Genomic DNA, 11,893 nt, shown 5'->3' with positions numbered 1-11,893 from the left:
AAGATCATGTCAGCAAGACCTCCCATTCTCGTCGACCTCAAGTTCGACCCTGATACCGTTGCCCGCATCCTCAAGACCGCCTTTGCCGATCGCGGCAGCATCAATTCAGCCGATCCCGCGAACAAGGCGCTCGACCTCACCGGCGTCGATTACGCGCTGCTCTGGAAGCCGGATGCCGATATCTTCCAGCGCGCGCCGAACCTGAAGGTGCTCTTCTCCGGCGGCGCCGGCGTCGATAGCATCCTGTCCATTCCCGATCTGCCCGATCTTCCGATCGTCCGCTTCGTCGATAGCAGCCTGACGACGCGCATGAGCGAATGGGTGGTCATGCAATGCCTCATGCATCTGCGCCTGCAGCGCGAGCATGACCGGGACCAGCGCGACCGGGTCTGGGGCAAGCTCGTCCCGCCGGAAGCCGCCGAAATCACCGTCGGTGTCATGGGCCTCGGTATTCTCGGCCAGGATGCCGTCGCCAAGCTCAGGGTCATGGGCTTCAACGTGATCGGCTGGTCGCGCTCGAAGAAAGAGGTTGAAGGCATCGAAACCTTCGACGGTTCGGAGCTAGATACCTTCCTGTCGAAGACCGATATCGTCGTCGGCCTGCTGCCGCTGACGCCTGATACATCAGGCCTCTACAACAAGGCCTTCTTCGCCAGGCTTCGCCAGGGCGGCGCGCTCGGCAAACCTGTTTTCATCAATGCCGGCCGTGGCAAGAGCCAGGTCCAGGCCGACATCGTCGCGGCGATCGAGGGAGGCATGCTCGGCGGCGCCTCGCTCGATGTCTTCGAGGTCGAGCCGCTGCCGGCGGATGATCCGCTCTGGCATCTGGAGACTGTCTTCATCACCCCGCATGACGCTGCGATCTCCGAAGAGAACGCGCTTTTCCGTCATGTCGAGACCCAGATCGCCCGCTTCGAACGCGGCGAGCCGCTGCAATTCGTCGTCGATCGTAAGGCGGGCTACTGATCCCTTTCGGAACCATCCGACGCCACTCCCCGTTTCCTAACCGAAGTTCCGCCGGCCTCGCCTGCGGATAACCGAAGGAGACGACCATGACGCACACCGAAACGCGTTGGGAAAAGTCCGATCAGAAGCTTCATGCCGAAGAGCAGATTTCGCCTTTGAAGGCCAGGCAGGGCCGCACGGGTCGTCGCATCCTGACGGTGCTGGTGGCCGCTCTGGTGCTGGCCTTCCTCATCTGGATCCCGGTCGAGATCTGGGGCCAGAGGCAAGCCAATGACGTCGCTCCGCAGCAGCCGGGCCAGGCAATGCAGTCGCAGGTTCCAGCCGCTCCCGCGCAGAACGCCAGCCCGGCCCCGGCTCAGCCCGCGGCACCCGCACAATAACGTGCGGATGTCAGGCATTTAAACCACGTCCCGCAGCCATTCCTGCTGCGGGACGTTGCCTGTTGTTTTTTCTGGACTTTGCCGATCGATTTTTCGATAAGAAAGCGCACGAGCCGGTTTGTGCGCTGGCCGTTCCAGGGCCGCACCTGACCGGATTGACGGACAGGCAGGAGTTTCATGGCCAGGACCGATATCGCTAGGCGCGTCTACAATCATACCTGGAAACTCGATCCGATCGTTCGCAGTCTGATCGATACGGATTTCTACAAGCTTCTGATGCTGCAGATGATCTGGAAGCTCTATCCTGAGGTCAATGCCTCTTTCACGCTCATCAACCGCACCAAGCGCGTGCGCCTTGCAGAACAGATCGACGAGGGCGAATTGCGCGAGCATCTCGATCATGCGCGCACGCTCAGGCTCGCCAAGAAGGAGATGATCTGGCTCGCCGGTAACAGCTTCTATGGCCGCGCACAGATCTTCGAGCCGGAATTCCTGGCCTGGCTCTCCAATTTCCAGCTGCCGGAATATGAGCTCTCCAAGAAAGACGGCCAGTATGTGCTGGATTTCCATGGGTCGTGGAAGGAAACGACCATGTGGGAAATCCCGGCCCTCGCCATCATCAACGAGCTGCGCTCGCGCGCAGCCATGAAGACGATGGGTCCCTTCACGCTTGACGTGCTCTATGCCCGCGCCAAGGCCAAGATGTGGGCCAAGGTAGAAAAGCTGCGTGAATTGCCGGGCCTGCGCATTTCCGATTTCGGCACCCGCCGCCGCCACAGCTTCCTCTGGCAGCGTTGGTGCGTGGAAGCGCTGAAGGAAGGAATCGGTCCKGCMTTYACCGGCACCAGTAATGTATTGCTGGCTATGGATTCCGATCTCGAAGCCGTCGGTACCAATGCGCATGAGCTGCCGATGGTGGCGGCCGCCCTTGCCGAGACCGACGAGCAGCTCAAGAACGCGCCCTACAAGGTGCTGCGCGACTGGAACAAGCTCTATGGCGGCAACCTCTTGATCGTACTGCCGGACGCCTTCGGAACGGCCGCCTTCCTGCGCGACGCGCCGGAATGGGTGGCCGACTGGACCGGCTTCCGCCCGGACAGCGCCCCGCCGGTCGAAGGCGGCGAAAAGATCATCGACTGGTGGAAAAAGATGGGCCGCGACCCGCGCCAGAAGCTCCTGATCTTCTCCGATGGCCTCGATGTCGATGCGATCATCGACACCTACAAGCATTTCGAAGGCCGTGTCCGCATGAGTTTCGGCTGGGGCACGAACCTGACGAATGACTTCGCCGGCTGCGCGCCGAACGACAGTTCCGATTTCCTGCCGATTTCCATCGTCTGCAAGGTGAGCGACGCCAATGGCCGCCCGGCGGTCAAGCTCTCGGACAATCCGCAGAAGGCGACCGGCGAACCGGCCGAAGTCGAACGCTATCTGAAATTCTTTGGCGCCGAAGACCGCACCGATCAGGCTGTGCTGGTCTAAGAAACGGAACGCGGCGCCGGCCAGTGCCGGCGCGGCTCTTCTGCCATCAGCCTGCTGCCGCGGCCTTTCGGATTGACGACGACACTGTCGTCAGGCGGGTGGGCGACGCCGAGCCTCTCCGCGAGCGATCGAGCGTCGGCTGGCGCCCGAACCTTCACATCGTTGTCGAAATAGACATAGACATCGCGGCCCTTCGCCGAGCGTTTCAGCGGCGACCTGATACGGCTGGCATCATCAGGCTCGATCCCGTGCGTCCAGGCATCGATGCGTCCAGCCCAGCGATCGAGCGCCTCATCGCTATAGCCGCTGACATAAAGCTGTTCCGATCCGTGCAGCCGGCAATAGATGAAATTAGCCGTCACATCCATCAGCAACGGCCATTCCACGGTATCGGCGACCACCAGCCCGACTTTGTATTCACGCAGCAATTCGATGAAGTCGGGCTTGCAGAAACTGTCGTGGCGAATTTCCAGCGCGTGGCGCATGGGCTGCCTCGTCTCGCTCTTCGTCCAGGCACGGCCATCGAGCCGTTCGTCATGCCGCTTCGCGATCTCGGCCGCAGCATTTGTATCCTTGGGAAGCATTGCCAGAAACCGGGCAAACAGATCGGCATCGAATGTCAGGCTTGGCGGAAATTGCCAGAGGATCGGCCCGAGTTTCGGGCCTAGCCGCAGCAGGCCGGAGGCGAGGAAATTGGCAAGCGGCGTTTCGATATCGCGCAGGCGCTTGAGATGGGTGATGTAGCGCGATCCCTTGACCGAAAAGACGAAGCCTTCGGGCGTCTCGTCACGCCAGCGGGCGAAGACATCCGGCTTCTGCAGCCCATAGAACGTGCCGTTGATCTCGATGGAGGGAAATTGCCGGGAGGCATAGGCAAGCTCGCTCTTCCTAGCCAACCTCTTGGGATAGAAGACACCGCGCCAGGGCGCATAGGTCCATCCCGATATGCCGATGCGGATCGTGCCTGTTTTTGCCATGGGAAAGGAACCGTGTCGGCGCGCACTTGTTCCCGCATGAAAAAGGCGCCGCCTTGCCGGCAGCGCCTCGCATCGCGTCGGACAAGATCAGCCGGCCGGCTTCAGCGAGCTGATGATGGCGATCAGCTCGTCGTCATGGGCGTCCTGCTTGCCCTTGGTGCCCCAGTAGGTGATCAGGAGCAGCTTGCCTTCAGCAGGCGAAAGCACGGCGACGCCGATATTGACCGGCCCTTCCTTGTCCGCGCCATCCCAATCGAAGGTCTTCATCTTCATGCCGTTGATCTCGGCTTCGGACTCCTTCTGGGTCTTCTCCTCGATGGTCACGCCGTTCTTCTGCAGGAAGGCGAAGGCCTCGTCGATGATCTTGTCGCTGGTCTTTTCATCGGCAACATCGATCGAAAGATAGATCGCCGAATCGGCCGACGAAGCGTCTATGCCGGTCTCCGTTTCCTTCGGTCCCCAGTTGTCGGGAATGGTGACGGTCGCGACCGGATCGTCGCTCGGAAATTCCAGCGTTTCCGCCTGGGCCATCACAGGCAGGAATGCCGCAAAGGCGGCCGCAATGATGAGTTTCTTCATGGTAGGTCCCCGGATGGTCGCGCCCCGGCGGGCAGCAGCCCTTGCCACCCCTCTCGCTCCGGATCACGCCACATCAGTTCGTTACCGGGTTTTGCTTTGCCAAGCCTTACTAGGCGCGCGGCTGAAAGCGGGCCGCGCCCCGAAACGCCATCCATTTTTGGTGTCTTTAAGCATGTCGCGCAAAAGTGTGTAGCGGTTTTGCGATAACGACATGCGCAAACAAATACCCTCTCAGGCGGGAGAAAGCCCGAGAAGCCCAAGCCCGCTCTTCCAGCCCACCACTTCTTCCCGACAACTTTCCGCCTCTACGAATCCGGTCAGACACAATCTGACCTGGAGAGAAACCGTGGAAGCCAGCCCGAAAATCCTGCTTAGTTTCAAGGAAGTCATCGAGGTGACCGGCCTTAGTCGCCCCACCCTCTACCGGCAGATGAGGGCCGGCCAGCTTGGCTTTGTGAAGGTCGGAAGGCGCACCCTGTTTCGCCCCGCGGATCTGCAGGCTTTCATCGAGAGCCACATCAAGGCGCCGGCCGAAACCGCCAACCGCACCGTCTGAAACGGGACAATGCCATGCTCCGAATACCTGAATACACGCCGTCGAAGATGGACGTGAACGATATCGCATGTCTGCGCCGTGAGGTGTCGCTTGCTTTGACCGTCTCGCAACACGGCTACAAGCTCGATCGCAACGGGCAGGAGCTTGAAACCTGCTGCCCCTTCCATGCGGAAGACACCCCGTCCTTCACGATCTTCACAGGCAATGACGGTATCGAGCGCTTCCATTGCTTCGGCTGCGGCAGGAAGGGCGATGTGCTTGATTTCGTGCGCGAGGTGAAGGGCGTCGATCTGCCCGAAGCCATCCGCATCCTCGGCGGAGGCGTCAGCGGCCGGCCGAACCTTCGGCCGAAACCGGTCAAGGCGCGCGATCCCTATGAGGGCGTAACGCCGATCCGGCCGCCGGCGGATCTGTTGCGGGCCGGCCAGCGCGTGCGGCTCTACAATCCCAAGCGCAAGGGCGAGCGCTCCGAATGGGGCTCTTTTGCGCCCTCGATGGTCTTTCCCTATCGCAATGCCGACGGCTCTCTATCAGGCTATGTGCTGCGCCATGATCTCGCCGATGGGGTTAAGGAAACGCCGATGGTGATGTTTGTCCGTCTGCCGGACGGGACCGAAACATGGTGCCGCTTCCCGTTCCCGAAGCCCCGGCCGATTTACGGCCTGGAGACGATCGGCAACCGGCCAGATATCGGCGAGGGAAAAGTGCTTGTTGTCGAGGGCGAGAAGTGCCGCGACAGGCTGCATGAATCGAGCGGGCGGGCGGTCGTTTCCTGGGCGGGCGGAACGCAGGGCGTCAAGCACACCGATTGGTCGCCGCTATCAGGCCGCGACGTGCTCATCTGGCCGGATTTCGATCCCCCGGGCATGGCGGCGGCAAATGAAATCGCCGCGCACCTGGCGAGCCTCGGCTCCCGTGTCCGGCTCGTTGGCTTTGCCGATATCGGTGTCGAAAGCGAGCGTGAGACCTATCGCGTCGAAGACTGGCGGGCGGGCCTCTATCCCGGTCGCGGTTGGGATTGCGCCGATGCGCTGGACGATGGATGGACGCAAGCCGAGATCGACGCCTTCATGCAGGCCACGGTGCGCCCCTTTGCGCTGCCGGCTGCACAGGACGAAAAGCCTGTAACGGTCGAGCGCGTCGGCCGCGCGTCGCGGCGCAAAGCAGTCGTCCGTGACATGCCGCCACCGGCCAGAGAGGGAGACGACCGGCCGAGGCTCATCTTCCACGAAGCCGACCTTTCGGAAGCGGTGACGAGCGCCTGCCGCCTGGTGGTCGATGCCGGCGCGCGGCTCTACGCCCGCGACACGGCCCTGTTTCAGGCCGTCCGCGTTGCGGGGAAGGAAAAGACGGTGCTGGTTCTTGCCGATGAGAATGCGATCATCGACATCCTGACGAGATACGTGCTTTGGCTGAAGCCCGACGAGAGAAAGAAGCTCGGCTACAGGGATATATCCTGCCCGGCGCTGGTCGCGAGATCCGTCATTGCGCGACACGGCGATTGGCCTTTCCCGCAGATCAGGGCGATCGTTTCTCTGCCGACGATGCGCAGCGATGGCACCATCATCGATGCGCAGGGCTTCGACCAGCAATCCGGCATCYTGTTTGAATCGGACAAGACATGGCCCGCAATACCCGAAAGCCCTGACAGGGCTGCGGCACTGGCGGCGCTGGACACCATCAGGAAGCTCATTTCGAGCTTCCCCTTCGTGGGCGGCGTCGATGAATCGGCAGCGCTCGCCATGATCCTGACGGCGATCATCCGCCCCAGCCTGAAAACCGCGCCGCTGTTCGGCGTGAATGCGACGGCGCCCGGTACCGGCAAATCCAAGCTCGTGGACGTTGCCGCCATTCTGGCGACCGGCCGGGTCGCCGCGGTCAACTCCTATGCAGGCGACGATAACGAGCTGCGCAAGGTTCTGGAGTCGCGGCTCCTGCAGGGCGACAGTTTCATCAATCTGGACAACCTGTCGGTGGCGCTTCGCTCCGATCACCTTTGCCAGGTTCTGTCCCAGGAGGAAGTCAATATTCGCCCGCTCGGCAAGACCGTCTCGCTGGACTCGGCAACGGCGGTCATGTTCTGCGCCACGGGCAACGGCTTGCGCTTTGCCGGCGACCTGACGCGGCGCGTGGTGCTGATCAACCTCGATGCCGGCGTCGAGCGGCCGGAAGAGCGCGTCTTCGAGAGCGACGTCATCGAGGACGCACGCCGGCAACGCGTGGAGATCGTCACATCAGCCCTGACGCTCCTGCGGGCATTCGTCGCCAATGAGGCCGACAAGGTCTCGCCGGCGCTCGGCTCCTTCGAGCACTGGTCAAACCTCGTCCGCTCCGCGCTCGTCTGGCTCGGCCTGCCCGATCCGCTCGGCAATGCGGTAAAGATCCGGGATAACGACCCGGAGAAGGAACGAACATCGGCGATCATTTCAGCCCTGCCGGCCGGCAAGCCCTGGGTCGCGGCCGATATCGCCAGGATGGTGGACGAGGGAGCCTTCGATCCGATCGGCAACCGCCGGCACGAGGGGCTGGTGGAGGCGCTTTCGGATTTCATCGAGCGCGGGCGGCTGAATACGACGCGGTTCAGCGGGTTCCTGCGCAAACACTGCGGCCGGATCGTCAACGGCCAGATGATCGTCAGTGCGGGGAAAAACCGCGTCAATGCGGTGCTTTGGAAAGTCGAAAACGTAGGGAAGAGTTGAGGCAAAGACGCTGCGTAGGTGACGGCGCTACAGCATCGGCCCGAAAATCGGAATCGATTTTCGGAAAGCCCGATGCGTAGATTCAAAGAGTTAGAGCGTCCTTTGTGCGTCCGAATGGACGCACGGGGCTCTAAGTTGCGCGGATGCTTTCGCCGAAATGCATGTTCATCGCGGCAGCCAACCAATAATCCCGTTCTGATGAGGGTTTTCAAATACCTCTCTGCATAGGGTGCATAATTTGCATAGGATCTCCCTTACGCCGTGTGGGAAATGTCAGATGGTGACATGACAGACATTGAATCTGACATTTCCTATAGAGCGTGGAAAACTGCCTATGCATCTCCTGCACCCTATGCACCCAGCGAAGAGTATCTACTTCGACAGCCAGCTTTCGAAATAGTGGCGCACGGCCGCACCCGCGCCGAAATGATCGGTCGTATCCAGCCGCGCAACGGCACCGCGCACGACATCAGCCATGACGGCTGCAGGCACAATGCCGGACTTGACCAGGGATTGAAACAGCTCCTCCACCAGGATGATCGTCCCGATCGCTTCGTCCTCAGCCTTGAAATTCGCCACTGCTGGTTTCCCCTCTGCGTCGTTGCAATGAAAATGTAGACCAACTTATCGTGTTAGGATCGCGTTGTGGAGCAGCCCGCGAATTTCGTCGCGCTGCTGAACTTGGCGGGCCGGAGGTGCAACGTCTCGAAGAGTTGGGTATCCGAGCCTCTACGCCTCGCGCTCGATCGTGGGCAGCTTGCTCGGCCCGACCTACGAGCTTGCTTCGGATGCCACGAGCCTTGCCGGCCTCGCCGTCGCCAATGCGAAGGGCGCAATCACATGCAATGCGCCCGGCATGACAGAAGGCGACGTTGCGACGGTTCTCAGGCTGACGCCCTTTGCGAGCCTGCCTTACTGGCGGTGGTTGATTGATGGGGTGTTGGTGCCAGAGGCGAAAGAGGCGGTTCGCCGCTGATTGATGTTACCTGGCATCGCCACTGACAGGCCGCCGAAGGTTGCCCTTACCAGCCCTGAAAGCGGCCATGTCGGCCTCATACTTGCGCTCACGCCGCTGCTTGCGCCAATACGCCCAGACCTCCAGCACAATAAAGCGAAGCAGTTCTCGACCGAAGACAAACATTAGACCTTGCAAGACACACTCCAAGTCGTCGCCCGGTTATTTGGTCGAGCTATCCTGACAACTATTTAGGATACGCGGCTTGCAAGCGCGAGGGAGGTTTGAAAAATAGCTGCAATTTTCTGGGGTGGCGCTCCTATTTGGAACTTGACGTTGCCGCTCAATGACTGAGAATATTCGTTCCGGGTAGGTCATGCAGGGGGATCGCAATGGCCGCGGTTGCTAACACGGAAGGTGATGCTGATCCGGGAGCCGTTGCAAGTACAGGCTTGTCTCCCGTCTCGAAGCTTGTGCTCGTCGGTGCTGGGTTAAGCACTTTGGTTTGGCTTGGAGCAGCTGGTTATTTCCTGTTTCACCATAGCACCTCAAATGGCGGCTCTATGGTGGAATGCTTTTATGGCTTAGACTGTCTAACTACGGCCAACGAATGGGGAGATTTTCTGGCGGGTTCCTTCTCGCCGCTCGCCTTTATCTGGCTCGTCGTAGCGGTTTTCCTACAATCAATGGAATTAAAAGAGCAGCGCATAGAGTTGGCAGAAAATAGATCCGTTGCGAAGGCGCAGGCGGAGTATATTGGAACACAAACAAGCCTGCTTATGGCTCAGGAACAGCGATATGTCGCTGATGATACAGAAGCGGAATTTGAAGCTGCAATAGAGCTTTTAGCCGCTACACTCATCAATTACGACCATATCTGGAGCTTCGCTACAAAGGACAAGAAACACAAGCTGCAATTCCGGCTAAGTCGATATACGGATAGCACGAACCGCCGGATTGTGATCGCCACCGGACAGGAACTTCGAAAGGGGATTAGAGTTTTACGGGAGCAGAACAACCTGATGAACCCGCAGGTCCGATTTCAAATGAAATTCCGTTACGATTTCGCGAGAACATTTCGGGTCGTCGTGGAAGCGGTCAAAGCCTACAATAAGCTAAAAGGTAGAAGCCGTAGCTTAGCCAGTGCGCTGGAAGTGAAGACCATCATGAGAAATATGGAGATTCTTGTAAACTCCACGGATGGATTGCCGGCCGCCTTTACCGATCTCGGTATCAAATATCGATCTGCTAAGAAATTGGCTCCATGGGTTCTCTCCCGCCCGCAAACGTCGGCTCCCTCTCCCTCGCAGGGATCGGTTCCCTCTCCCCCGCAGACGTCTGTTCCATCTCTCCCGCAAAATCAGGGAGCACCGTAGTTCTCAGCCCCGGGCAGAGTTCACCAAGATGCAGCAAGCTCTACCGCCACTGCCTTGCGTCTCCGCGGTGGTTAGGCATTCGGATGTTTGTTCCATCAGGACACAAAATTGGTCGGCCATCGGGCGATCTTTTACGATATCAATGCGGCTCGATCGCCGAGGCTTTTGTCGTTCCGCTGCCGATCAGATAAATGATGGCTCCGGATCGGGATCGATCTCTTCGATAATATCGGGCCGGTCATTCCGTGGATTGCCGACACCCGGCCCGATCGGCCACATGGTCATAAGCTCACTCGGGAATTGCGTCATCAGATCATGCGGCGGCGGTTCCTCGGATAGCCAGCGCTGATAGTCCTTTTCATGCAGGATGACGGGCATCCGGTCATGGATCGTCGCCATCATCTCGTTTGCCGCGCAGGTAACGATGGTGAAAGTTCGGACCTGCAGATCGGTTTCCGGATCGCGCCATATCTCCCAAAGGCCGGCCAATGCAAAGGGCTGGCCGGCCTTCATCGCAATGGCATAGGGCTGCTTTTTCTTTCCCTTTTCGTCGAGCTTGTGCCACTCGAAAAACCCATCAATCGGGATGAGGCAGCGCCTTGACCGGTGGGCATCCCGGAACATCGGTTTGGTAGCGACTTCTTCGCACCTGGCATTGATCGGCGTAACCATGCCGGCTTTCCACCAAGCCGGCTTGAGCCCCCAATTGGCACTTGCGAAGTTCGCCCCGTATTTGCCGCTGCGATCGGTGTCCATGATGATGATGGGATATTCAAGGGTTGGAGCCCCGTTATAGCGCGGGAACTGGTTTGCCATGCCGAGCACGCCTTCGCGGCCCGCAAAGGCGAAATTCTGCATCAACGTCTGCAGATCGGATTTAACGAACACCCTTCCGCACATGCTCTTTCCTCCATCCTATCGAGACATATGGCCGATTTCGATTTCGGCACCCCTCTTGCCGCATCTGCATTTCAGGCGGGACGTCAATGAGGCAACAGCGCAGGATTTCAAATCGGCGAATCTTGGTAAGGAGGCGAGGCTATTCAGCTGCTGGGATCGCTCCTAGGATCGCCAAATTTCACGACGACAAAAACACAGCGATTACGTGAGCTTAGATGAAACCAATGGCGGACAAGGTGGGATTCGAACCCACGGTACGCTTTCACGTACACACGCGTTCCAGGCGTGCGCCTTAAACCACTCGGCCACCTGTCCTTATTGGGTGTTCGCATCCGCAGAGGATGCAAATCGTCGGAACGGCGCGATATATACCGATGATTTTTCACCGATCAACCCAAATCTAACAGTTTTTTGACTTCTTCCGATAAAACTACGCGCAATGCCGTCCATTGCGCCGTCTCCGTTGCCAACCTATCTCTAGGTCTGAGTGGAGAATGGCGCGGCTCGCCGTATAATCAGGCCTACCCGTCGTCGGAGGAATCGATGCGTTTCTTGTTGCGTCTTGCCAGTCTGTTTGCGCTGGCAGTTGCGGTCATTGCCGGTACCATCGATTCGATCCAGTCCGTCGCATCTTCGCAAGTGATCATGACCCCGATGTCGGATGCATGGGAGGATGTCAGCCCCTCGACGCTTGTCGCGCTGCAGTCCTCCGTTTCCTATTACGTCCATCCGCGTTTCTACGCTTTCATCTTCCAATGGCTCATGCTGCAGCCGGCCTTTGCCGTGCTTCTGGTGCTGTCGCTGCTGCTGTGGATGATCGGCTACAAGAAGCCGCCGGTGGCAGGCCGTTTTACCGCCTGACAAACAGGGGCCGGAGGGTGTGGATGAGCGCAATCGGCAGCTACCAGAACGGGAAGATAATGGTGCCGATGACGCCAAGGCATTGGTTAGAAAATTCGCATTTTAGCAGTCGATTTGCCCAGAATTCAGCACCAAAGGACTGATTTTCGGCAATAATGGCAA

The 11,893-nt window shown here is 59.3% G+C and carries 12 protein-coding genes and 1 tRNA gene; 8 read left to right on the top strand and 5 right to left on the bottom strand.

The features are described 5' to 3' along the window. The first annotated feature begins 6 nt into the window (after positions 1-6). From AC1DTN_RS15730 to pncB, 3 genes are all read left to right on the top strand, one after another. Entirely contained in the window at positions 7-966 is a 960-nt protein-coding gene (locus tag AC1DTN_RS15730; RefSeq protein WP_477921642.1) for a 2-hydroxyacid dehydrogenase, read from the top strand. 86 nt (positions 967-1,052) lie between these two features. Then, positions 1,053-1,346 carry a hypothetical protein gene (locus tag AC1DTN_RS15725; RefSeq protein ID WP_310379803.1) on the top strand — a complete coding sequence of 98 codons (294 nt, stop codon included), beginning with the start codon at positions 1,053-1,055 and terminating at the stop codon, positions 1,344-1,346. Positions 1,347-1,523: 177 nt separating this feature from the next. Beyond that, on the top strand, positions 1,524-2,828 hold the full coding sequence (gene pncB, locus AC1DTN_RS15720) for a nicotinate phosphoribosyltransferase (protein WP_310379801.1): 1,305 nt from the start codon (positions 1,524-1,526) through the stop codon (positions 2,826-2,828). Here the strand turns inward: pncB and AC1DTN_RS15715 are convergent. Both AC1DTN_RS15715 and AC1DTN_RS15710 read right to left on the bottom strand, forming a co-directional pair. Continuing rightward, positions 2,825-3,805: a DUF72 domain-containing protein gene (locus AC1DTN_RS15715; protein WP_477921641.1), complete on the bottom strand. Its 981-nt coding sequence runs from the start codon at positions 3,803-3,805 to the stop codon at positions 2,825-2,827. The genes pncB and AC1DTN_RS15715 overlap by 4 nt on opposite strands. A gap of 87 nt (positions 3,806-3,892) precedes the next feature. Next, positions 3,893-4,384: a histidine kinase gene (locus tag AC1DTN_RS15710; RefSeq protein WP_477820841.1), complete on the bottom strand. Its 492-nt coding sequence runs from the start codon at positions 4,382-4,384 to the stop codon at positions 3,893-3,895. Between the two features lie 346 nt (positions 4,385-4,730). Here AC1DTN_RS15710 and AC1DTN_RS15705 point away from each other — a divergent pair, with 346 nt between their 5' ends. Further along, complete coding sequence (locus AC1DTN_RS15705; protein WP_162747914.1) at positions 4,731-4,940, top strand: helix-turn-helix transcriptional regulator; 210 nt, start codon at positions 4,731-4,733, stop codon at positions 4,938-4,940. A gap of 14 nt (positions 4,941-4,954) precedes the next feature. Further along, positions 4,955-7,639, top strand: coding sequence for a CHC2 zinc finger domain-containing protein (locus AC1DTN_RS15700; RefSeq protein WP_477921639.1), 2,685 nt, complete (start codon positions 4,955-4,957; stop codon positions 7,637-7,639). A gap of 372 nt (positions 7,640-8,011) precedes the next feature. On the opposite strand, the gene AC1DTN_RS15695 is transcribed toward AC1DTN_RS15700, so the two are convergent. Next, positions 8,012-8,218: a hypothetical protein gene (locus tag AC1DTN_RS15695; protein WP_113320548.1), complete on the bottom strand. Its 207-nt coding sequence runs from the start codon at positions 8,216-8,218 to the stop codon at positions 8,012-8,014. Positions 8,219-8,387: 169 nt separating this feature from the next. Here AC1DTN_RS15695 and AC1DTN_RS15690 point away from each other — a divergent pair, with 169 nt between their 5' ends. After that, positions 8,388-8,615 carry a hypothetical protein gene (locus AC1DTN_RS15690; RefSeq protein ID WP_477921637.1) on the top strand — a complete coding sequence of 76 codons (228 nt, stop codon included), beginning with the start codon at positions 8,388-8,390 and terminating at the stop codon, positions 8,613-8,615. A gap of 371 nt (positions 8,616-8,986) precedes the next feature. Further along, positions 8,987-9,970: a hypothetical protein gene (locus AC1DTN_RS15685; RefSeq protein WP_162747915.1), complete on the top strand. Its 984-nt coding sequence runs from the start codon at positions 8,987-8,989 to the stop codon at positions 9,968-9,970. Positions 9,971-10,153: 183 nt separating this feature from the next. Here AC1DTN_RS15685 and AC1DTN_RS15680 read toward each other — a convergent pair whose 3' ends face one another. Further along, positions 10,154-10,870 carry an SOS response-associated peptidase gene (locus AC1DTN_RS15680; protein WP_477921636.1) on the bottom strand — a complete coding sequence of 239 codons (717 nt, stop codon included), beginning with the start codon at positions 10,868-10,870 and terminating at the stop codon, positions 10,154-10,156. A 225-nt stretch (positions 10,871-11,095) separates the two neighbouring features. Further along, positions 11,096-11,185: transfer RNA gene (locus AC1DTN_RS15675), tRNA-Ser, on the bottom strand. Positions 11,186-11,413: 228 nt separating this feature from the next. Between AC1DTN_RS15675 and AC1DTN_RS15670 the strand changes: the two genes are divergently transcribed. Continuing rightward, positions 11,414-11,731 carry a hypothetical protein gene (locus AC1DTN_RS15670; RefSeq protein ID WP_113320552.1) on the top strand — a complete coding sequence of 106 codons (318 nt, stop codon included), beginning with the start codon at positions 11,414-11,416 and terminating at the stop codon, positions 11,729-11,731. The last annotated feature ends 162 nt before the right edge of the window (positions 11,732-11,893 follow it).

The organism is Rhizobium sp. 01T444 (genome assembly GCF_056398305.1).
The sequence above is the reverse complement of the archived record's forward strand: the minus strand, read 5'-3'. Positions and strand labels throughout refer to the sequence as shown.

What these genes read in the sequence shown, in the direction of transcription:
- AC1DTN_RS15730 (WP_477921642.1), top strand. Translation starts at nt 7, where the DNA reads ATGTCAGCAAGACCTCCCATTCTCGTCGACCTCAAGTTCGACCCTGAT.
- AC1DTN_RS15725 (WP_310379803.1), top strand. Translation starts at nt 1,053, where the DNA reads ATGACGCACACCGAAACGCGTTGGGAAAAGTCCGATCAGAAGCTTCAT.
- AC1DTN_RS15715 (WP_477921641.1), bottom strand. Translation starts at nt 3,805, where the DNA reads ATGGCAAAAACAGGCACGATCCGCATCGGCATATCGGGATGGACCTAT.
- AC1DTN_RS15710 (WP_477820841.1), bottom strand. Translation starts at nt 4,384, where the DNA reads ATGAAGAAACTCATCATTGCGGCCGCCTTTGCGGCATTCCTGCCTGTG.
- AC1DTN_RS15685 (WP_162747915.1), top strand. Translation starts at nt 8,987, where the DNA reads ATGGCCGCGGTTGCTAACACGGAAGGTGATGCTGATCCGGGAGCCGTT.
- AC1DTN_RS15680 (WP_477921636.1), bottom strand. Translation starts at nt 10,870, where the DNA reads ATGTGCGGAAGGGTGTTCGTTAAATCCGATCTGCAGACGTTGATGCAG.
- AC1DTN_RS15670 (WP_113320552.1), top strand. Translation starts at nt 11,414, where the DNA reads ATGCGTTTCTTGTTGCGTCTTGCCAGTCTGTTTGCGCTGGCAGTTGCG.